The following is a 19,450-nucleotide window of genomic DNA, read 5'->3' on the forward strand; positions in this document are numbered from 1 at the left end:
CAAGCCGTTCCAGCCCGCCCCCGCGGGGCGGCGGCCGCTACGAGTGTCGGCCAGGCAGGCTCCGGCCCCCTGCTCCGAACCGGCTCGCCTCACGGATTCCCCCGATGGGCGCAGCGCGCGCTGTGGCCTAGCCGCCCGAGGCGATCCGGTACGCCCCCGGCGTCGTGCCCGTCCAGCGGCGGAAGGCCCGGTGGAAGGCGGTGTCCTCCGAGAAGCCCAGCCGCGCCGCGAGGTCCGCGATGGGTTCGCCGCTCTCCGCCAGGCCGGCGATCGCCGCGTCCCGGCGGACGTGGTCCTTCAACTGCTGGAAGGACGTGCCCTCCTGCTGGAGCCGCCGCCGCAGCGTCGCGGGGGAGACCGCGAGGCGCCCCGCCACCTCCCCGAGCTCCGGCAGGCGGGGGGAGGCGCGCAGCGCCTGGGTCAGGGTCCGGCGGACCTGTTCCGCGACGGTGGTTCCGTACTCCGGCCGCGAGAGCAGGTCGAAGGGGGCCCGCCGCAGCATCGCGTCGAGCGCGGGCTCCTCGCGGACCAGCGGCGCGGTCAGCCAGTGCGCGTCGAAGGCCACGGCCGCGCCGGCACGGGGCTCGCCGAAGCGGACCGGGCAGTCGAAGAGGAGCTCGTACTCCTGCTCGTGCGGCGGCGCCGGATACGCGAAGGAGGCGTACAGGAGCGGGATCCGGCGCCCGATCAGCCAGCTGCTCAGCCGGTGCCAGATGGCGAGCACGCACTCGGTGAGGAAGCGCTCCTCGTCGCGCGCGAAGTCGTTGCGCACGGTGAACCGCGCCTGCTCGCCGTCCAGTTCGAGCGCCAGCTCCGGGCCGCCCGGGAACAGCCCGTAGAAGGCGGCCGACCGCTCCACCGCCCCGCCGAGATCGCGGCAGCCCAGCGCGGCGTAACACATCATCGCGAAGGTCCCGGGGCGGCTGGGCACGGCCGACAGGCCCAGGAACTCGTCCTGCGTGCTCCGGTACAGCGCCCGGAACAGCCGCGCGAACTGCGCGGGCGTCACGCGCGCCCGGTCGTCGCCGAGCAGCAGCGGCGGAATCTGCGCCTCCTGCAGCAGCGGCACGGTGTCGATGCCGCTGCGGCGCGCGCCCGCGAGCACGGCGCGCACGTGGTGCACGGTGATCGTCCGCCTCCCCATGGGTCTGACGGTAGCCGCATTGAGCGCTGAGGTCAGCGGGGGTGACGCTTCCGGTCATGCCGCTCCCGCCCTCCCGGTGCCTAGCGTCATCGGTACGACCCGAGGGGGAGGGGAGCCCGATGAACGCGATGGACCGGACAGGCCCGGTGGACGAAGCCGTGCGGCCGCGGACGCTGGCGGTGTTCACCGAGTGGACGGGCGAGCGGTACGCGGCGGAGACCGCCCTGCGCCACAAGGGCGCGGCGGACGGCTGGTCCACCGTCTCCTACGGGGAACTGCGCGCCCGTGTACGGCAGTCCGGGCGCGCCCTGCTCGGCCTCGGGGTGGCCCCGGGGGAGCGGGTCGCGGTGCTCGCGGAGACCCGCCCGGAGTGGACGTACACCCACTTCGGGGTCCTGGCGGCCGGGGCCGTCCTGGTACCGGTGTACCCGACGGCGGGGGAGGAGGAGCTCGCCTGGGTGCTGTCGGACTCCGAGGCGGTGGTGGCCGTCTGCGACGACGAGGCCCAGGCGGCCCGGGTGGAGGCGCTGCGCGTCGGGCTGCCGAAGCTGCGCGCGGTGGTGGCCATGGACGGGCTGCGCTCCCTCCCGGGAGCCGCTTCGGAGGCCGAACTCCTCGCCCGCGCAGCCTCGGTGGACCCCGGCTCCGACGCCTCGATCGTCTACACCTCGGGCACCACCGGCCTGCCGAAGGGCTGCCGCCTCACGCACGGCAACCTGGGCGCGATCCAGGACGCGACGCTCCCGCTGGTCAAGGGAGGTCCGGGGGACTCCACGTACCTCTACCTCCCCCTCGCCCACCTGCTCGCCCAGCTGATCCAGTTCACCACCCTCCTGGAGGGCGGCGAGCTCTGTTACTTCGGCGGCCGGATCGAGGACGTCATAGACGAGCTCGCCGAGGCCCGCCCCACCCACCTCCCGTCCGTCCCCCGCCTGTTCGAGAAGCTCCACTCGGTGGTCCTCTCCCTGGCGGAGGCCCAGGAGGGCGGCGCGGACCGCTTCGGCGAGGCGGTCCGGCTGGGCGTACTGGCGGCGGAGGGCCGCCTGCCGGCCGAGTCCCGCGACGCCTACGAGGCGGCCGAGAAGTCCCTGTACTCCCTGGTCAGGGGCGCCTTCGGGGGCCGCCTGAAGTGGGCGCTGACGGGCGGGGCCCCGATCGCCCCGGCCACCCTGGACTTCCTACGGGCCTGCGGGATCGCGGTGTTCGAGGGCTACGGGATGACCGAGTCGGGCGGGGTCATCAGCCTCAACCACCCGGACGGCATCCGCTACGGCTCGGTGGGCCGGCCGATCGCCGGGTGCGAGGTCCGCATCGCGGACGACGGCGAGGTCCTGGCGCGGGGTCCGATGATCTTCCCGGGCTACCACGCGAACGAGAAGGCCACGGCGGAGGCGCTGGACCCGGAGGGCTGGCTCCACACGGGGGACCTGGGCGAGCTGGACGCCGACGGCTACCTCTCCATCACGGGCCGGAAGAAAGAACTGATCATCACCTCGGCGGGCAAGAACATCACCCCCACCGAGCTGGAGTTCGCCATCCAGCGCTCCCGCTACGTCTCCCGCGCGGTCATGATCGGCGACCGCCGCCCCCACCCGGTGGCCCTGATCACCCTGGACGCGGAAGAGATCGCCGCCTGGGCGGCGCGGGAGTCGGTGGACCTGTCGGAGACCTCCCCGGCCGCCCACCCGGCGGTACGGGCCCTCATCGAGGAAGCGGTCGAGTCGGCCAACGCCACGGTCTCCCGCCCGGCCCGCGTCCGCGCCTTCCACATCCTGGCCGAGGAGTTCACGGTGGACGCGGGCACCCTGACCCCGACCCTGAAGCTCAGGCGCCGGGCGGTGGCGGAGCGGTACGCGGGGGAGATCGAGGGGCTGTACGGGTAGGTGGGCGGGGCTGCGGGCTGGTGCTCGTGCAGGCCGTGGTGCTACGGGCCCTTCGGCCGCAGCGTGCGGGCCAGTTCGTCCACGGTGTCCGCGTCCGCCGGGGCCGTCCCGGTGAGGGTGCCGAGCAGGGCCTGGGTCAGGACCGTGGCGGCTGCGATGCGGGAGTCCTCGCGTTCGTCGCCGGTGACCTTGCCGATCACGGCGTCGCGCACCGACTGGGAGATGTCGAGGCTGCCGAAGGGGTCGGGGAAGGACAGGGCCATCACGCAGACGCCCACGTTGGCGGAGAGGATCGACTGGCCGGCCAGTTCGGGGGTCGTGCGCAGCCGTCCGGCGTCGCGGCAGCGCTCCACGGCCGACAGGAGCAGGGCCTGCGCTTCCTTGATCCCCTGCGGTTTGACCTCTCCGGTGGGCGTGAACATCAGCCGGTAGAGGTGGGGGTTGCGGAGCGCGAAGGCGACGTGGCTGTCCCAGGCCGTGCGCAGGTCCGCGACCGGGTCCTCGGTGAGGGGGTTGCGCCTCTTGTTGGCGAGGAAGCGCTCGAAGCCGAGGTCCGCGACCGCCGTGAGCAGGCCCTCTTTGTCGCCGAACTGGCGGTAGATCTCGGGCATGCCGACCTTGGCGCGTTCGCAGATGACCCGGGTCGAGATCGCCAGCGCGTCCTTGGTCGCGAGCAGTTCCGCGGTGGCTTCCAGGATGCGCTCTCGTGCCGTCGACATGACCCCATGGTAGCAGCGCTAACAGTCCGGACCTGGGCGGATGGGGTTCGGTGGCCTGCAGGCGCACGGACTTGTTATCGATGATTACGTGATGTGTTAGCGTTGAGCACGTTCCGACCGTTCATGCGTTCTCGTAGCGAGAGAGCTGGTAATTCCCATGAGTCCGAGCCGTTCCGCGTTCACCGTCACCCACATCGGCGGGCCGACCGCGATCCTGGAGATCGCCGGCCTGCGCATCCTGATCGACCCGGCCTTCGACCAGCCGAAGAAGTACCCGAGCGGGCTGGAGAAGACCCTGGCTCCGGCGTTCGGGACCGGGGGGATCGGCGCGATCGACCTCGTACTGCTCTCCCACGACCAGCACGACGACAACCTCGACGACTCCGGCCGCGAGCTGCTGAACGAGGTGCCCCTCGTGCTCTCCACCCCCGGGGCGCGCCGGCGTCTCGGCGTGCACGTCACGGGTCTGGAGAGCTGGGCCTCCCGGGAGGTGAAGGCCCCCGGCGGCGCCACCGTGAAGATCACCGCCGTACCCGCCCTGCACGGGCCCGACGGAGTGGACCGCGGGGAGGACGGGGAGGTCACCGGCTTCGTGATCAGCGGTACGGGCGTCCCCACGACCTACGTCTCCGGCGACAACGCCTCGGTCAGGGTCGCCAAGGAGGTCGGCGACCGCATCAAGGCGGACATCGGCCCCGTCGACACGGCCGTCCTCTTCGCCGGCGCCGCCCGCACCCCCGCGATCCTCGACAACGCCCCGCTGACCCTCACCTCCGAGGACGCGGCCCGGGTGGCCAGGGACCTCGACCCCCGCAAGGTGGTCCCGCTGCACACCGACAGCTGGAACATCTACTCCGAGGACGTCGAGTCGCTCGTGAAGGCCTTCGAGGCGCAGGGCATCGCGGGCAGGCTCGTCGACCTGAAGCCCGCGGGGGAGGTGAAGGACCTGGGGGAGGTGAAGGACCTGGGGTAGAAGCGGGGCAGGAGGCGGCAGGTTTCGCTGTAAGTGTCCGGAACCGTGCGGTTCCTGCCCGGCATCCGGACACGGGCTTGTGGCACCGGACGTTTACCATCACGCTGCCCTCTTCATGGCTGTTGAGGCGTTTGTTCGAAGCGTGTGGTGTGCGGAGGCGGGGTGACCGGGATGGCGGCTGTGTCAGAGGTCGAGGCGGTGGTGCGGGGGGATGCCGCGTTGCTCGAAGACGATCTGGCCGAGTTCCTCGGTTCGCTGGCCGGCCCGGGCGGGGCGGCGCCGTCCGCGTCGTCGGTGTACGAAGGCGCGCTGTGGCGCTCCCTGTACGGGCCGGTCTCCGATGCCGTCGGCTCCAAGGTGGGGCAGGAGGCCCTGCCGCCCGCCGCCGGAGCGCCGGGGGGCGGCAGGGCGCCGCTGCGGCCTTCGATGGTCTATTGGGCCTACCGCAATTACCGGGGGTTCCCGGACGAGTCGGACGGCGAAGTCGCCCCGGCCGAGCTGGCGGCGATCCGCCGGGCGGCCGTGGCGGTGCGGATCCTGCTGAAGGCCGCCGTCGCGCTCGACGACATCCAGGACGGCAGCGCCGTCCGCTACGGAGAGCCCGCGCTGCACGCCGCCCACGGCGTACCGCTCGCGCTCAACGCCGGCTCCTGGCTGATCGCGGCCGCGCTCGCGCACGCGGCCGATCCCGCCGTCGTACGGAGCCTGCTGCGGGCGGTCGGCCAGGGCCTGACCGGGCAGGCCGTGGACATATCCGCCCGCTCCGCGCAGACCCGCGCCGAGCTGACGGCCGCGTCCCGTGAGGAGCGGGTGGAATTCTGGGAGTCGACGGCCGCGCTCAAGACGGGGACGCTGTTCTGGATGCCGCTGGACGCGGCGGTGGCGGCACTGGACGTCGTCGAGGACGAGCGGCGCACGCTGGACGAGGCCATGCGCAAACTCGGTCTCGCGAGCCAACTGTTCAACGACCTCACCGACTTCGTGCCGGAATTCGGCCGGGGCAAGACGCACGAGGACTTCGACGGACTCGGCAACCGGGTCTCCCTGGAGCTCGTCGACTCCGAGCGGATCGGGCTGGACGGTGCCCGGCTGAAGCCGTTCGTCCTCGGTCACCCGAAGCTGGAGGAGACGCTCCTCGGGCTCGCCGCCGAGGCGGTCGAGCTGAAGCGGGCGGCGAAGGAGGCCGTGCACGGGGTCTGCCGCTCCGAGCGCAGCGCCGCGTACTTCGACGTGACGATCGAACGCAAGGGCCACGTCATCGACCGGCTGCTCCAGGCGGTCCAGAAGCGGAGCGGCGCATGAGCGCCACGGTGATGGAGCGCCTGCGGGCCGGTACGCGCGGAGCCCACGACGGGCTGGAGGGCGCCCGGTTCTCGACCGCGATGACCGACGGGACGCTCCCGCTCGACCGGTACGTCGGCCAGCTCGCCGCCTACCGCGTGGTGCTGGAGGCGCTCGAAGGGGAACTGTCGCGCGCCACCGACCCCTCCGTCGGCTCGGTGTGGTCCGAGGAGCTGCGCAAACTCCCCCTCGTCGACCGCGACCTGAACCATTTCGGCGGCGGCGACGGCCTCGGCGACGGCAGCAGCAGCGCCCTTGCGGCCGAGGCGGGGAAGGCGTTCGCCCGCGCCGTCCGCGACGCGGCGGCCGCGGATCCCCGGGCGCTCCTCGGGTTCCTGTACGTCATGGAGGGCTCCACGCTCGGCGGCATGGTCCTGGGCCCGTACGTGACCAAGGCCTACCGGCTGGACGCCGGGGACGGGGTGGCCTACTACGGCTGCGGCGACCGCGAGCGCTGGGCGCGTTTCACCGCGCGCATGAACGCCGCACTCACCGCCCCCGAGGCCCAGGAGCCCGTCATCGCCGCCGCCCGGGAGGCCTACCGCCACACCATCGCGATCACCCGGGCCCTGTCCGCGGGGCTGCCCGCGGCTACTTGAGGTTTTCCGTGACCAGCTTCGTGAAGGCCTCGGGGGTGATCGAGTCGATGCCGTTGCCGCTGTTCACGGTGAGCTTCTTGCCGTTGACGGACACGTCCGGGGTGCCCTGCATGTTCTGGTCGTAGAAGGCCTGGCCGACCTTTTCGGCCCACGGCATGTACGTGAGTTCCTTGACGGCCTGGTTGAACGCGGGCGTGCGCAGCCCCGGGACCTGGTCCGCGAGTTCCAGCAGGGTGGCCGTGGAGCCGAACTTGTCGTCGGTCTCCTTCTCCGGGTGGTTCTTGTAGAGCACCTGGAGGTACTCCATGAACTTCTCCGGGCTCTCGTTCACCGCCGCGCCCAGGGCGTTGACCGCGCGCTTGGAGCCCTTGCCGCCGCCCAGCGCCTTGTCCAGGAACGTGGCGAAGTGGTACTCGACGCGGTACGTGCCCGCGTCCGCCTGCTCCTTGATGGTCTTGCCGAGGCCGATCTCGACGCCGGCGCAGTAGGGGCAGCGGGGGTCGAGCCAGACCGACAGGACGTTCTTCGCGTCGGCCTTGCCGTACGGGACGACGATGCCGTCCTTGCCGGTGGTGTTGGCAGGCTGGACGAACGGCTTGCCCGCGGCCTCGTCGCCGGAGCCGGAGGAACCCGAGGAGTTCGCGGCGTAGACGCCGATGCCGACCGCGAGGGCCAGTACGGCCACCAGCGAGCCGCCGATGAGGATGCGCCCGCGCAGCTTCGTACGCCGGGCCTGCGCCTCGCGCTCCTCGCGCATCCGCTCGCGGGCCTCGCGCCGCTGGTCCTTCTTGCTGGTTGCCATCATCCAAGAATAAAGACCGTAGAGCGGTCAAGTATGGGCCATTAGGGCGAATGGGGCAGGGACTTAAGGCCTTTGTCCATTACCGGCCAGGACACCGGTGAAGACGAGACGAATGGTGTGCCACATCTCCCGGGGAGACGGCGAGTCTGGCCCGTAGACCTGATAGACAGTTAACATCCACGGCCCGACCGGTCGTACGTGCAGTCGTACGCGCAGCTGGACGCGCAACGGGATGACCAGCTCGACGCGTATACGTTTTACGGCGGCCCCGCCCGGTCGCCCTGGGGGGATTGCCGCACTGTGAAGCCACTTCACCGTCACCTCGTCAACACCTCGCGCAAAGTCATGTGCACGGCCGCCCTCGCGGCCAGCCTGACCACCGCCGCGGTCGTGACCAACACGCCGATCGCGGGCGCGGGGGAAGCCGAACCGACCCCCGACAGCCCCCAGGCCACCGATCGCGGTGACGCCCGGCTGGAGCTGCCGGACCTGGTCGCCGACCCGCCGCTGCCTCCCGGCGCGGCCAGCCCCGGGGCGGGGGCGAGCGGGATACCCGCGACCGCCCTCGACGCGTACAAGCGGGCCCAGATCTCGGTGGCCGCCGCGCTCCCCGGCTGCAAGCTGCCCTGGGAACTGCTGGCCGGCATAGGCAGGGTCGAGTCCGTGCACGCCTCCGGGTACGGGCTCAAGATGGACGGGTACACCGAGAAGCCGATCCGCGGACCGCGCCTGGACGGCAACGGGTTCGCCGAGATCAGGGACACCGACAAGGGCGAGTGGGACGCGGACGCGGTGTACGACCGCGCGGTCGGCCCGCTGCAGTTCATCCCCTCCACCTGGGCAACCTGGGGCGCCGACGGCAACGGCGACGGCAAGCGCGACCCGAACAACATCTACGACGCGGCGCTCGGCGCGGGCCTCTACCTGTGCGCGGGAGGCAGGAACCTCTCCGACGCGGCGCAGCTCGACAAGGCCGTCCTCAGCTACAACAACTCGCGCGACTACGTGAACACCGTGCTCGGGTACATGCGGCAGTACCAGGCCGGGGACGGCGCGGCCGGGGTTCCGAACCCGCCGGCCGGCAACTACCCGACCCCGAACCCGCCGGTGCCGCCGACGCCGCCCGCGCCCAGGCCGACGCCCACCCCGACGCCGACCCCGACTCCCAAGCCGACGCCCACCCCGACGCCGACCCCGACCCCCACGCCCACCCCGACCCCGACCCCGCACCTGGACAAGCTGGTGGCGGTCGGCTCCACCGAGCTCACGGCCGAGGCCGGGACCGTGTTCGGGCAGGCTCCGCAGGTCAAGGCAGTGCTCAGCGACGGCAAGGCGGCGGCCGACCAGACCGTCGTCCTGTCGGTCGAGGAGGACACCACCGGCGGGACGGTCTTCGCGGCCGACGGCAAGAACTTCGCGGTGCTCCACACCGACGCGAACGGCCTGGCGACGGTCCCGAGGCTGAAGGCGGGGGAGAAGGCGGGGACGTTCGTCCTGCGCGCCACCGGCTACGACGCCTCGCGCGAGGTCACCGTGAAGTTCACGGGCAAGGTCACCCCGGCCCAGGCGGACCTGCTGGTCCGCAGCGGGGCGGATGCGGACAAGCCGGTCGTCGCGGTGACCGGGACCGGGATCAAGGGCATCGAGTTCCTGGCGACGGCGAAGGACAAGCCGGTCGCCGGGGCGAAGGCCACGGCCGGGTTCGGCACGGTGGACAAGGACGGGAAGTGGGTCCCGGCGGACCCGGCGGCGGGTGCGACCCCGTACTTCACGGACAAGGACGGCAAGAAGCTCACGGAGCTGGAGCTGCCGGAGACGGGCGCGGACGGCAAGATCGCCCTCCCGGAGATCTCCACGACGGGCGTGGCCCCGGGCAAGTACACCCTGCGCGTCCGCGTCTCGGACAAGGTGTCCGTACTCCTGGAGATCACGATCACCCCGGCGGCGGCCCCGCAGGCCTAACCCGGGCCCCGGCCCCGTACCGCTTACGGCAAAGCGCCCCCGGCACCGTCCAACGGTGCCGGGGGGCGCTGCCGTAGGCCCGGTTCCACGACCCGGCCGGGGCAAAAGGCAGGAGCCCCGTCGACTCTGCTCGCGCAGAGAAGACAGGGCTCCTTGGGTACTGCATATCCAACCGCGATTGGTTGGCCCAGGCGACTAGGCCGGGGTGACGTTCTCCGCCTGCGGGCCCTTCGGACCCTGGGTGACGTCGAAGTTCACCAGCTGGTTCTCCTCAAGGGAGCGGAAGCCGGCGGCGTTGATCGCGGAGTAGTGGACGAAGACATCCGGGCCGCCGCCGTCCTGGGCGATGAAGCCGAAGCCCTTTTCAGCGTTGAACCACTTGACGGTTCCGGTAGCCATGAGCCCTCCTATGGGCCAAAGGGTCGCCCTGCTCCAGAACCTGCTAAGAAGTCTGAAAACTACAAAAGCCTGCGGGTCACATTCTCCGCAGGCCTCGTACTGCAAGGGAAACCAAACTGCAACTTGCGTCGAGCCTAGCACGCACCTCCCGGCCGAGACCAGAGGGAAAGATCACGTCACTCGGACGTTTGAGACCCGCCAGACGGCTGACGGTGACGCGGGGGCTAGTCTCGCGATGTGGACGTCTATCGCAGCCGGCCCCGTGTCGGCCACATTCAGTTCCTGAACTGCCTGCCCCTCTACTGGGGGCTGGCCAGAACCGGCACGCTGCTGGACCTGGAGCTGACCAAGGACACCCCCGAGAAGCTCAGCGCGAGCCTCGTCGAGGGCAGCCTCGACATCGGCCCGATCACCCTCGTGGAGTTCCTCCGCAACGCGGACCAGCTCGTCGCCTTCCCCGACCTCGCGGTCGGCTGCGACGGGCCCGTCATGTCCTGCGTGATCGTCTCGCAGGTCCCCCTGGACCAGCTGGACGGCGCCCGCGTCGCCCTCGGCTCCACCTCGCGCACGTCCGTACGCCTGGCCCAGCTGCTGCTCGCCGAGCAGTACGGGGTGCGTCCCGACTACTACACCTGCCCCCCCGACCTGGGGGTGATGATGCAGGAGGCCGACGCGGCGGTGCTGATCGGCGACGCCGCGCTGCGCGCCTCGCTGCACGACGCGCCCCGGCTCGGGCTCGCCGTCCACGACCTCGGGCTGATGTGGAAGGAGTGGACCGGACTGCCGTTCGTCTTCGCCGTCTGGGCCGCTCGAAAGGACTACCTGGAGCGCGAGCCCCACGTCGTCCGCAAGGTCCACGAGGCCTTCCTCGCCTCCCGCGACGTCTCCCTGGAGGAGGTCGCCAAGGTCGCCGAGCAGGCCGCCCGCTGGGAGGCCTTCGACGCGGAACTGCTGGAGAGGTACTTCACCACCCTCGACTTCCGCTTCGGCTCCGAGCAACTGGCCGGCGTACGTGAATTCGCGCGGCGGACGGGACTGACGACGGGGTATGCGCCGGACGTGGCGGTCGAGCTTCTGGCGACGGCCGCCGCGGGGTATTAGCGCGGCTTATGGGCTTCGCCTTTCCGGATACCGGAAAGGCGAATGCGCCGTTTACCGGTAATCCGTTCCCATTTCACCTCCGGGGTGTCCGGGGGCGAAAAGGCGGAGCCCCGCCGCTCCCCGCAGCCGGTCGCGCGGACCCTGCCGTCCGCATCCTCCGGGTGCCGTGAGAGGGTCGCTGCCCTACGGGCGCCTACGGGCGCTGGAAGGCGGGAGAGCGGGATGACCACCGGACGGGTACTGGTCGCCGACGACGACGCCGCGATCCGCCGCTCGCTGGAGCGCGGGCTGCGGCTGAGCGGCTTCACCGTGCTGCTCGCCGAGGACGGGCCCCGCGCGCTGGAGCGGCTCGCCGGGTCGGGGGCGGACATGGTGGTGCTGGACGTGTCCATGCCCGGCCTGAGCGGGATCGAGGTCTGCCGCGCTCTGCGCACCCGGGGCGACGAGACGCCCGTACTGATGCTCTCGGCGCTGGACGAGGTCGCCGACCGGGTCGCCGGGCTGCAGGCCGGCGCGGACGACTACCTGGTCAAACCGTTCGCGCTGGAGGAGCTGGTGCTGCGGATCCAGGCCCTGTTGCGCCGCCGCCCGGCCGCGCCGCCCGCCCACGACCGGCTGCGGGCCGGACCCCTGGTGATCGACGAGGCCACCCGCCAGGTGCTCCACGACGGCGTGGAGCTCCGCCTGACCAGGCGGGAGTTCGATCTGCTGGCGCAGCTGGCCCGGAACGCCGGGATCGTGCTCAGCCGTGACCACCTGCTGGACCGGGTCTGGGGCTACGACTTCGACGTGCGTTCCGACGTCGTCGACACCTTCGTCAGCTACCTGCGGCGCAAGCTGGAGGACGGCGGCCGGCCCCGGATGATCCACACGGTCCGCGGCGTGGGCTTCGTCCTGCGCCTCCCCGAAGGGCCGGTCGGCCCGTGAAGCTGTCCACCCGGATCGCGCTCTCGGTCACCGTGGTCGTGCCGCTGCTGGTGGTCGCGGCCGGACTGCTGCTGCTCGGGCTGGTCAACCGCGACCTGCGCCACCAGCAGGACACCCGGCTGCAGGAGCGGGCGAAGGCCGTCACCCCGGACGTCCGGACGCTGCTGAACGCCGAGCGCAGCGGCCGGCCGAAGGTCGAGCAGAACCAGCACCGCAAGGTGCTCGGCGACGCGCTGGACGTCGGGGTCCGGGTGGTGGCGGGCGACGGCACGCTGGTCCTGACCGGCGGCCCGCAGCCCGCCGAACCCCCGACGACCGCCCCCGGCGGCCCGGTGACCGTACGGGCCAAGGGCCACGCCTGGCGGGTCCTGACCGTGCGGGTGGAGGGCGCCTCGCCCGGCACGCTCTGGCTGACCTCCCCGACCTCGGCCTCCGACCCGCAGCTCAGCGCCGTACGCCGCCGGATGCTGCTGGTGGCCCTGCTCGCCGCCCCGGTCTCCGGACTGCTCGCGTACGCCCTGGCCGACCGGGCGACGGCCCCGCTGCGCAGGCTCAGCCGCCGGGCCGCCCGGCTGGACCCGGGCGAGGGGGCGGCGGGCTTCACGGCCGAACGCTCCCGCATCACCGAGGTCGACGAACTCGCCTCCTCGATCGGGCAGTTGCTGGCACGGTACGACGAGCAGGCGGGCCGCACGGCGCAGGCGCTGGACACCGCCCGCTCCTTCTCCTCCGCTGCCTCGCACGAACTGCGCACACCGCTGATGAGCATGCGGACCGACCTGGACGTCCTGTCCGCCCACCCCGACCTGCCCGCCGCCGAACGCGCCGAGGTGGTGCGGGACCTGCAGGCCGACCACGCCCGGCTGCTGGAGCTGCTGACCGCGCTCCGGACGCTCGCGCAGGGCGACTTGGTGGAGGTCTCCGCATTCGGCCCGCTCGACCTGGCGGAGCTGGTCGACTCGGCGGTCGTGGAGACCGGGCGCAGGCACCCCGAGGTGAGGGTGGGCACCGCGCTCCCCGCCGAGTTGAAGGTCTTCGGCTGGGACGCGGGTCTGCGGATCCTGCTCGCCAACCTGCTGGGCAACGCGGTGGCCCACGGCCACGCACCGGGCGAACCCGCCCGGATCGCCGTCAGGCTGCGCGCGGAGGGCGGCTGGGCCGTCCTCGACGTGGAGGACGCCGGGCCCGGCATCCCGGCCGCCGACCGGGCGGCGGTCTTCCGGCGCTTCCACCGCCGCCCCGACAGCCCGGGTTCGGGACTGGGCCTGACGCTGGTCGCCCAGCAGGTGGCGCTGCACCGCGGCCAGGTCACCGCCGCGACACCGGCCGGCGGCGGTACGGGCACCAGGTTCGAGGTGCGCCTGCCGCTGCTGGTCGAGGACACCAGGACCCTGCGGCTGCCGGTCCGGCGGGACTGGATCTCCCGGAACGGCTGACGGACGGTGCGCGCGGACCGGCGGTGCCCGCCGACAACAGCGGCCCGCCGACCGCCGGTTCGCGCTGCCCGCCCGTTTCACAAAGAAGCCACAAAGACGCCCGCTACGTTCCTGCCCGGCCGGACCACTCACGGGTCCGGCCCTCGTGGCATCGAAGGAGACAGCACATGCGCGCGAACCGTACGACCGTCGCCGCCATCGGCACGCTCGCCCTGGCCGGCGCCCTGCTCGCCGCCACCCCCGCGCTGGCGGTGACCGGCAAGGACACCAAGCCCGCCAAGTCCGCCAAGCCCGCCGCCCCGAAGGGCGACGGCGCCAAGTCGATCTGCAAGCGGCTGCCGGAGACCGAGAAGAAGGTCGCCGCCTCGATCACCCGACTGGGCGGGGACGCCACCGTGCCCGGCTCGATCGCCCGGCTGGAACAGCGGGTGGCCAACGCCAAGGCGGACGGTCACACGGAGATCTACACCTACCTCAACGACCGGCTCACCTACCGCAAGAGCCTGCTGCCCACCCTGCAGACCCGGCAGACCGACCTGAAGTCCGTCAGCACCTGGTGCGCGGCCCAGGGCGCCCCGGCGGCGAAGAAGTGATCGGCCGCCGCACCTCCACCGGCCTCGCCGTTGTGGTGGCGACGGCCGCCCTGCTCCTCACCGGCTGCGGCGCGGACGGCTCCGCCGCACCCGACCGGACGGGCCAGACGGCACGGACGGGCGGCGGGGACGACGCCCAGACGCAGGAGATGAAGGAGAAGCTCGACAAGGCCGACCAGGACGCCGCCCAGGCGGACGCGGACGCCACGCAGAACAACTGATCCCCCGCGTGCCGGAGGGTTCATGTTCCGGACAGCGCCTTGGCCGGGGGAACCGGTCCGGGTGATGCTGGCCCCCAAGGCGTACCTGCCGTAGCCGCAGGAACGCGGGTCTGCGGGGAGGGGGGCGGGCTGACGTGGGCATCGCCGTGTTCGTGGCCGGGGTCCTGCTCTGGGGTGCGGCGGCCGGGCTGCTCGTGCCCCGGGCCGCCTACCGGCTCTCCGTCGAGGCCGGCGCCCCGTGGCGCTCGGCCTGTCCCTCCGGCCACGCCCTGACGGGGCCGGCCCGCGGCTGGCTGGGCCGTCCCCGCTGCCCCGGCTGCGCGGCCGCTCCCTCCGCGGCCGGGCGGGAGCCCGGCCCGGGGGCCGCCTCCCGCCCGGGCAGGGGTCCCCGTACCGGGCGCGACGGCGCCTACGCGGCCGCCGGCCCGCCCGTGCTCGCCACCACGCTCGTCTGTCTCGCCCTCGGGGCCGGGGTCGGGGCGCGGCCCGAGCTGGTGGCCTGGCTGCTGCTCGCGCCGCTGACGGTGCTGCTCTGCCTCGTCGACCGGGCCGTGCACCGGCTCCCCGACGTGCTGACCTTCCCGCTCGCCGCCCTGACGGCCGCCGCCCTCGGGGTGGCCGCGCTGTTCCCCGGGGCCGGCGGCTCCTGGCCGCGGGCGCTGCTCGGCGGGCTGGTCCTCGGCGGCTGCTACTTCCTCCTCTTCCTCGTCAACCCGCGGGGCATGGGCTTCGGCGACGTGAAACTCGCCCTCGCCGTCGGGCAGATCCTCGGCTGGTACGGCTGGCCCGTGCTGTTCGCCGGCACCTTCGCCGCCTTCCTCGCCGGAGCCGTCCATGGCCTCACCCTGATCGCCCTGCGCCGCGCGGACCGCACCAGCCCGATCCCCTTCGGTCCCTTCATGGCGGGTGGGGCCCTGGCCGGGGTGATGTACGCGGGCCTCGGCCTCGGCGCCGGGCTGGGTCTCTGAAGGGCCTGGGTCTCCGAAGGGCGGGGCCGGGCCGGGCCTCTGAAGGGAGGGTGCGGCCGCTGGCGTAGGCTGGATCGGTCCGGACCTTAGACCCGCCCCTGAGCCCGCCAGCCGAAAGGTGACGCCCCGGTGACCGACCAGGCCGATCTCCAGTCTGTCCTCGACCGTGCCGCCGCAGGGGGCCGGATCACCAAGGAAGAGGCGCTCGACCTCTACCGCCACGCCCCGCTGCACGCGCTCGGCAAGGCCGCCGACGCCGCGCGCCGCCTGCGCTACGCGGGTACCGAGCACATCGCGACGTACATCATCGAGCGGAACATCAACTACACCAACGTGTGTGTGACGGCGTGCAAGTTCTGCGCCTTCTACGCGGCCCCCAAGGACACCGAAAAGGGCTGGTCCCGCGACCTCGAGGACATCCTGCGCCGCTGCGCGGAGACCGTCGAGCTGGGCGGCACGCAGATCATGTTCCAGGGCGGCCACCACCCGGACTACGGCGTCGAGTACTACGAGCACCACTTCTCCGCCATCAAGAAGGCCTACCCGCAGCTGGTCATCCACTCCCTCGGCGCGTCCGAGGTCGACCACATGGCCCGCATCTCCGGCGTCAGCGCCGAAGAGGCCATCAAGCGCATCCACGCGGCCGGTCTCGACTCCTTCGCGGGCGCCGGCGCCGAACTGCTGCCGGAGCGGCCGCGCAAGGCGATCGCCCCGCTCAAGGAGTCCGGCGAGCGCTGGCTGGAGATCATGGAGATCGCCCACAAGCTGGGCGTGGAGTCCACCTCCACCATGCTGATGGGCACCGGCGAGACCAACGCCGAGCGCATCGAGCACATCGCGATGATCCGGGACACGCAGGACCGTACGGGCGGCTTCCGCGCCTTCATCCCGTACACCTACCAGCCCGAGAACAACAAGCTCAAGGGCCGCACCCAGGCGACCGTGTTCGAGTACCTGCGCATGATCGCCGTCGCGCGGCTCTTCCTCGACAACATCGCCCACATCCAGGGCTCCTGGCTCACCGTCGGCAAGGAGGCGGGCCAGCTCTCCCTGCACTACGGCGCCGACGACCTCGGCTCGATCATGCTGGAGGAGAACGTCGTCTCCTCGGCCGGTGCCAAGCACCGCTCCAACCGCATGGAGATCATCGACCTGATCCGCAAGGCGGGCCGCGTCCCGGCGCAGCGCGCGACGACCTACGAGCACCTCCTGGTGCACGAGGACCCGGCGAACGACCCGGTCGACGACCGCGTCGTCTCGCACATCTCCTCCACCGCCATCGAGGGCGGCACGGCCCACCCCGAGCTGAAGCTCATCTCCACGAACTGACGCGCCCGTGCTCACGATCCACACCGCCGAACTCCTCGTCACCGGGCAGGGCATCACCGCCCTGCCCCGCGGCGCGGTCCTCGTCGAGGGGGACCGGCTCGCCGCCGTGGGCCCGTACGAGGAGCTCGCCGCGGCCTACCCGCACGCGCGGGCCCGCAGCTGGCCGGGGGTACTGACCCCCGGACTGCTGGCGCGCGGCGGCGACGAGCTGCTGGAGCGGACGTACTACCCGGACGACCCGTACGAGACCACCGAGCTCGGCACCGAACCGATCAGCGGCGCCGAGGCGCTGGACGGCCTGAAGATGACCGAACCCCGCTGGGGCAACAGCGCCCGGCGCGGTACCCAGAAGCTCCTCGCGCGCGGGGTGGTGGCCGTGACCGGCCGTTTCTCGATCCCCTCCGTGCGCACGGCGGTGGTCCGCTCCGGACTCGCCGTCCTCCCGCCCACCCCCTACGAGGGCCCGGCCTCCCTGAATCCGCTCGCCGGACGGGACAGGGCCGAAGAGGCCTTCCACGGGGTCCTGGAGCCGGGAGCCCCGGCCCGGTTCGCGGTCTTCGCCGTCGCCGGCCCGGCGGAACTGCTGGAGCAGGGCCCGACCACCTGCGTGGCCACGGTCATCGGCGGCCGGCTGCTGCACCGCCGCCGCTGAGGGCGCCGGCGACGCCGAGGGCGCCCGTGCCGCCGAGCGCGGGCCGGGGGCGGCCTGCGAGAATGACCGGGTATCCGCGCATCCGCGTATCCGCCGAGGGCACCCGCCCGCGCAGACCCGAGGGGCCAACGCCAGTGACCACCGCTTCCCTGGACAAGCAGCCGCACGAAGTCGCCTCCATGTTCGACGGCGTGGCGGCGAACTACGACCTCACCAACGACGTCCTCTCCCTCGGGCAGGCCCGCCTGTGGCGCAAGGAAGTCGCCAAGGCGGTCGGTGCGCGCCCCGGGCAGAAGGTCCTCGACCTGGCCGCCGGCACGGCCACCTCCTCGCTGCCCTTCGCCGCGACCGGTGCGTACGTGGTCCCCTGCGACTTCTCCCTGGGCATGCTCCGCGAGGGCAAGAAGCGCAACCCCTGGCTCCCGCTGACGGCGGGCGACGCGACGAAGCTCCCCTTCAAGGACGGGGTCTTCGACACCGTCACCATTTCCTTCGGGCTGCGCAACGTCCAGGACACCGACGCCGCCCTGCGCGAGCTGTACCGGGTCACGAAGCCCGGCGGCCAGGTCGTCATCTGCGAGTTCTCGCAGCCCACCTGGGCGCCCTTCCGGACCGTGTACACCGAGTACCTGATGCGCGCGATGCCGCCGGTGGCCCGGGCGGTCTCCTCCAACCCCGACGCGTACGTGTACCTCGCCGACTCCATCCGCACCTGGCCCGACCAGCCGGAGCTGGCCGGGCTGCTGCAGAAGGCCGGCTGGTCCAAGGTGGCCTGGCGCAACCTGAGCGGCGGCATCGTGGCCCTGCACCGCGGCTTCAAGGGGTAGTTCCCGGTGGACTACCAAGCGTTGCTGGAACAGGTCGCGACCGACATCGCCCCGCTGGTCGGCAGCGGCACCACCGCCGAGTACATCCCGGCGCTGGCGTCCGTGGACCCCCGGCAGTTCGGCATGGCCATCGCCGACCTCGACGGCAACGTCTTCGGAGTGGGGGACTGGCAGACCCCGTTCTCCACCCAGTCCATCACCAAGGTCTTCGCGCTGGCCCTCGCGCTCGCCGAGGGCGGCGACAGCCTGTGGGAGCGGGTGGGCCGGGAACCCTCCGGCAACCCCTTCAACTCGCTGGTGCAGCTGGAGTACGAGAACGGCATCCCGCGCAATCCGTTCATCAACGCGGGCGCGCTGGTCGTCACCGACCGGCTGCAGACGCTGACGGGCGACGCGAGCAGCGAACTGCTGCGGTTCCTCCGGGAGGAGAGCCAGAACCCGGACGTCGCCTTCGACGCGGACGTAGCAGCCTCCGAACACGAGCACGGTGACCGCAACGCGGCCCTGGCCCACTTCATGGCCTCGTACGGGAACGTGGACAACCCGGTGCCGACGCTGCTCGACCACTACTTCTGGCAGTGCTCGATCGAGATGAGCTGCGCCGACCTCGCCCGCGCGGGCCGCTTCCTGGCCCGCCACGGGCTGCGCGCCGACGGCTCCCGGCTGTTGACGCGCAGCGAGGCGAAGCAGATCAACGCGGTCATGCTGACGTGCGGGACCTACGACGCGGCGGGCGAGTTCGCCTACCGCGTCGGCCTGCCGGGCAAGAGCGGCGTGGGCGGCGGCATCGTGGCGGTCGTCCCCGGCGCGTGCACGCTGGCCGCGTGGAGCCCGGGCCTGGATCCCCAGGGCAACTCCGTCGCAGCCGTAGCCGCCCTGGACCGCTTCACGACCCTGACCGGCCTGTCCGTCTTCTGACGCCGTGGGCGGGCGCGGCCCTGCGGGGCGGGTAGGGGACGGCTCCGCGCAGCGGACGCCTACGCCACCCCGAGCGCCAGCTCGTAGCGGCGGCCGTACCGGGTCCCGCCCGGCAGCAGGAACCGGTCCGCCAGGGTCATCTCCAGCCGCTCCGCGACCGCGATCGACCGGACGTTGTCGTCGTTGATCATCGCCACCACCTCCGGGACCCCGGCCTCCCGCACCCGCTCCACCGTCGCCAGCGCAGCCGCGTACGCGTACCCCTTCCCCCAGGCGGAACGCCCCAGCCGCCACCCGATCTCGATCTCCCCGACCGGCCCCCACGCCTTCTCCGCCGGCCACGGCTGGGCCCCGGTGAAGCCGAGCACCTCCCCGTCCGCGTCCGTCAGGGTCCACAGGCAGAAGCCGAGCTGCGCGTCGTGCAGTCGCTGCCGCGCGGTGAACTCCTCGTAGAAGGACGGCTCGGCGGGACCGCCGAGGAATTCCATGACGTCGGGGTCGTTGAAGACCCGGTGCCAGGCGTGCGCGTCCTCGTCCGTCGGTACACGGAGCTGGACGGCGGGGAGCGGCCGGGTCGGCGAGGTGGTCACAGTGGGCAGCCCTTCGGATCGCGATCTCTCTCGCTGCATAGACTGCACATGTCTTGTGCCGTTGGG

The 19,450-nt window shown here is 72.3% G+C and carries 20 protein-coding genes; 15 read left to right on the top strand and 5 right to left on the bottom strand.

Annotated elements, in window-relative coordinates; translation table 11 throughout:
* Positions 1-127 precede the first annotated feature (127 nt).
* Positions 128-1,144, bottom strand: a complete 1,017-nt coding sequence (locus tag OHU74_RS21050; protein WP_371617346.1) for an AraC family transcriptional regulator — start codon at positions 1,142-1,144, stop codon at positions 128-130.
* A 119-nt stretch (positions 1,145-1,263) separates the two neighbouring features.
* Here OHU74_RS21050 and OHU74_RS21055 point away from each other — a divergent pair, with 119 nt between their 5' ends.
* On the top strand, positions 1,264-3,027 hold the full coding sequence (locus OHU74_RS21055; RefSeq protein WP_371617347.1) for a long-chain fatty acid--CoA ligase: 1,764 nt from the start codon (positions 1,264-1,266) through the stop codon (positions 3,025-3,027).
* A gap of 41 nt (positions 3,028-3,068) precedes the next feature.
* Here OHU74_RS21055 and OHU74_RS21060 read toward each other — a convergent pair whose 3' ends face one another.
* On the bottom strand, positions 3,069-3,746 hold the full coding sequence (locus tag OHU74_RS21060; protein WP_371617348.1) for a TetR/AcrR family transcriptional regulator: 678 nt from the start codon (positions 3,744-3,746) through the stop codon (positions 3,069-3,071).
* 157 nt (positions 3,747-3,903) lie between these two features.
* Here OHU74_RS21060 and OHU74_RS21065 point away from each other — a divergent pair, with 157 nt between their 5' ends.
* From OHU74_RS21065 to OHU74_RS21075, 3 genes are all read left to right on the top strand, one after another.
* The gene (locus OHU74_RS21065; RefSeq protein WP_371617349.1) at positions 3,904-4,719 is read left to right on the top strand and encodes an MBL fold metallo-hydrolase; all 816 of its coding nucleotides are present in this window, start codon (positions 3,904-3,906) and stop codon (positions 4,717-4,719) included.
* A gap of 171 nt (positions 4,720-4,890) precedes the next feature.
* Positions 4,891-6,021: a polyprenyl synthetase family protein gene (locus tag OHU74_RS21070; protein WP_371617350.1), complete on the top strand. Its 1,131-nt coding sequence runs from the start codon at positions 4,891-4,893 to the stop codon at positions 6,019-6,021.
* Positions 6,018-6,659 (top strand): biliverdin-producing heme oxygenase, encoded by a 642-nt coding sequence (locus tag OHU74_RS21075; RefSeq protein ID WP_371617351.1) that lies wholly within the window; start codon positions 6,018-6,020, stop codon positions 6,657-6,659. Before OHU74_RS21070 ends, OHU74_RS21075 begins: the two co-directional genes overlap by 4 nt.
* Here the strand turns inward: OHU74_RS21075 and OHU74_RS21080 are convergent.
* Positions 6,652-7,461 carry a thioredoxin domain-containing protein gene (locus OHU74_RS21080; RefSeq protein WP_371617352.1) on the bottom strand — a complete coding sequence of 270 codons (810 nt, stop codon included), beginning with the start codon at positions 7,459-7,461 and terminating at the stop codon, positions 6,652-6,654. The two genes, OHU74_RS21075 and OHU74_RS21080, sit on opposite strands and share 8 nt — an antisense overlap.
* Before the next feature lie 300 nt (positions 7,462-7,761).
* Here OHU74_RS21080 and OHU74_RS21085 point away from each other — a divergent pair, with 300 nt between their 5' ends.
* Complete coding sequence (locus OHU74_RS21085) at positions 7,762-9,423, top strand: lytic murein transglycosylase (protein ID WP_371617353.1); 1,662 nt, start codon at positions 7,762-7,764, stop codon at positions 9,421-9,423.
* 195 nt (positions 9,424-9,618) lie between these two features.
* Here OHU74_RS21085 and OHU74_RS21090 read toward each other — a convergent pair whose 3' ends face one another.
* The gene (locus OHU74_RS21090) at positions 9,619-9,822 is read right to left on the bottom strand and encodes a cold-shock protein (RefSeq protein ID WP_112451444.1); all 204 of its coding nucleotides are present in this window, start codon (positions 9,820-9,822) and stop codon (positions 9,619-9,621) included.
* 237 nt (positions 9,823-10,059) lie between these two features.
* Between OHU74_RS21090 and OHU74_RS21095 the strand changes: the two genes are divergently transcribed.
* From OHU74_RS21095 to OHU74_RS21140, 10 genes are all read left to right on the top strand, one after another.
* Positions 10,060-10,923, top strand: coding sequence for a menaquinone biosynthetic enzyme MqnA/MqnD family protein (locus OHU74_RS21095; protein WP_371617354.1), 864 nt, complete (start codon positions 10,060-10,062; stop codon positions 10,921-10,923).
* Positions 10,924-11,145: 222 nt separating this feature from the next.
* Positions 11,146-11,850, top strand: coding sequence for a response regulator transcription factor (locus OHU74_RS21100; RefSeq protein ID WP_371617355.1), 705 nt, complete (start codon positions 11,146-11,148; stop codon positions 11,848-11,850).
* Positions 11,847-13,286 (top strand): sensor histidine kinase, encoded by a 1,440-nt coding sequence (locus OHU74_RS21105; RefSeq protein WP_371617356.1) that lies wholly within the window; start codon positions 11,847-11,849, stop codon positions 13,284-13,286. The genes OHU74_RS21100 and OHU74_RS21105 overlap by 4 nt, the downstream gene beginning before the upstream one ends.
* 167 nt (positions 13,287-13,453) lie before the next feature.
* Positions 13,454-13,879, top strand: a complete 426-nt coding sequence (locus OHU74_RS21110; RefSeq protein ID WP_371617357.1) for a hypothetical protein — start codon at positions 13,454-13,456, stop codon at positions 13,877-13,879.
* Positions 13,876-14,100 (top strand): hypothetical protein, encoded by a 225-nt coding sequence (locus OHU74_RS21115; protein WP_371617358.1) that lies wholly within the window; start codon positions 13,876-13,878, stop codon positions 14,098-14,100. Before OHU74_RS21110 ends, OHU74_RS21115 begins: the two co-directional genes overlap by 4 nt.
* 134 nt (positions 14,101-14,234) lie before the next feature.
* Positions 14,235-15,068 carry a prepilin peptidase gene (locus OHU74_RS21120; RefSeq protein ID WP_371617359.1) on the top strand — a complete coding sequence of 278 codons (834 nt, stop codon included), beginning with the start codon at positions 14,235-14,237 and terminating at the stop codon, positions 15,066-15,068.
* Between the two features lie 129 nt (positions 15,069-15,197).
* Positions 15,198-16,397: a cyclic dehypoxanthinyl futalosine synthase gene (gene mqnC / locus OHU74_RS21125; RefSeq protein ID WP_330297995.1), complete on the top strand. Its 1,200-nt coding sequence runs from the start codon at positions 15,198-15,200 to the stop codon at positions 16,395-16,397.
* A 7-nt stretch (positions 16,398-16,404) separates the two neighbouring features.
* Positions 16,405-17,049, top strand: a complete 645-nt coding sequence (locus OHU74_RS21130; protein WP_371617360.1) for a hypothetical protein — start codon at positions 16,405-16,407, stop codon at positions 17,047-17,049.
* Positions 17,050-17,183: 134 nt separating this feature from the next.
* Positions 17,184-17,876, top strand: a complete 693-nt coding sequence (locus OHU74_RS21135) for a demethylmenaquinone methyltransferase (RefSeq protein ID WP_371617361.1) — start codon at positions 17,184-17,186, stop codon at positions 17,874-17,876.
* A 6-nt stretch (positions 17,877-17,882) separates the two neighbouring features.
* A complete protein-coding gene (locus tag OHU74_RS21140; RefSeq protein WP_330297998.1) occupies positions 17,883-18,794 on the top strand; it encodes a glutaminase in 912 nt (303 codons plus the stop codon).
* 59 nt (positions 18,795-18,853) lie between these two features.
* Here OHU74_RS21140 and OHU74_RS21145 read toward each other — a convergent pair whose 3' ends face one another.
* A complete protein-coding gene (locus OHU74_RS21145; protein ID WP_371617362.1) occupies positions 18,854-19,384 on the bottom strand; it encodes a GNAT family N-acetyltransferase in 531 nt (176 codons plus the stop codon).
* Between the last annotated feature and the right edge of the window lie 66 nt (positions 19,385-19,450).

The sequence above is a fragment of the Streptomyces sp. NBC_00454 genome (assembly GCF_041434015.1).
GTDB lineage: Bacteria > Actinomycetota > Actinomycetes > Streptomycetales > Streptomycetaceae > Streptomyces.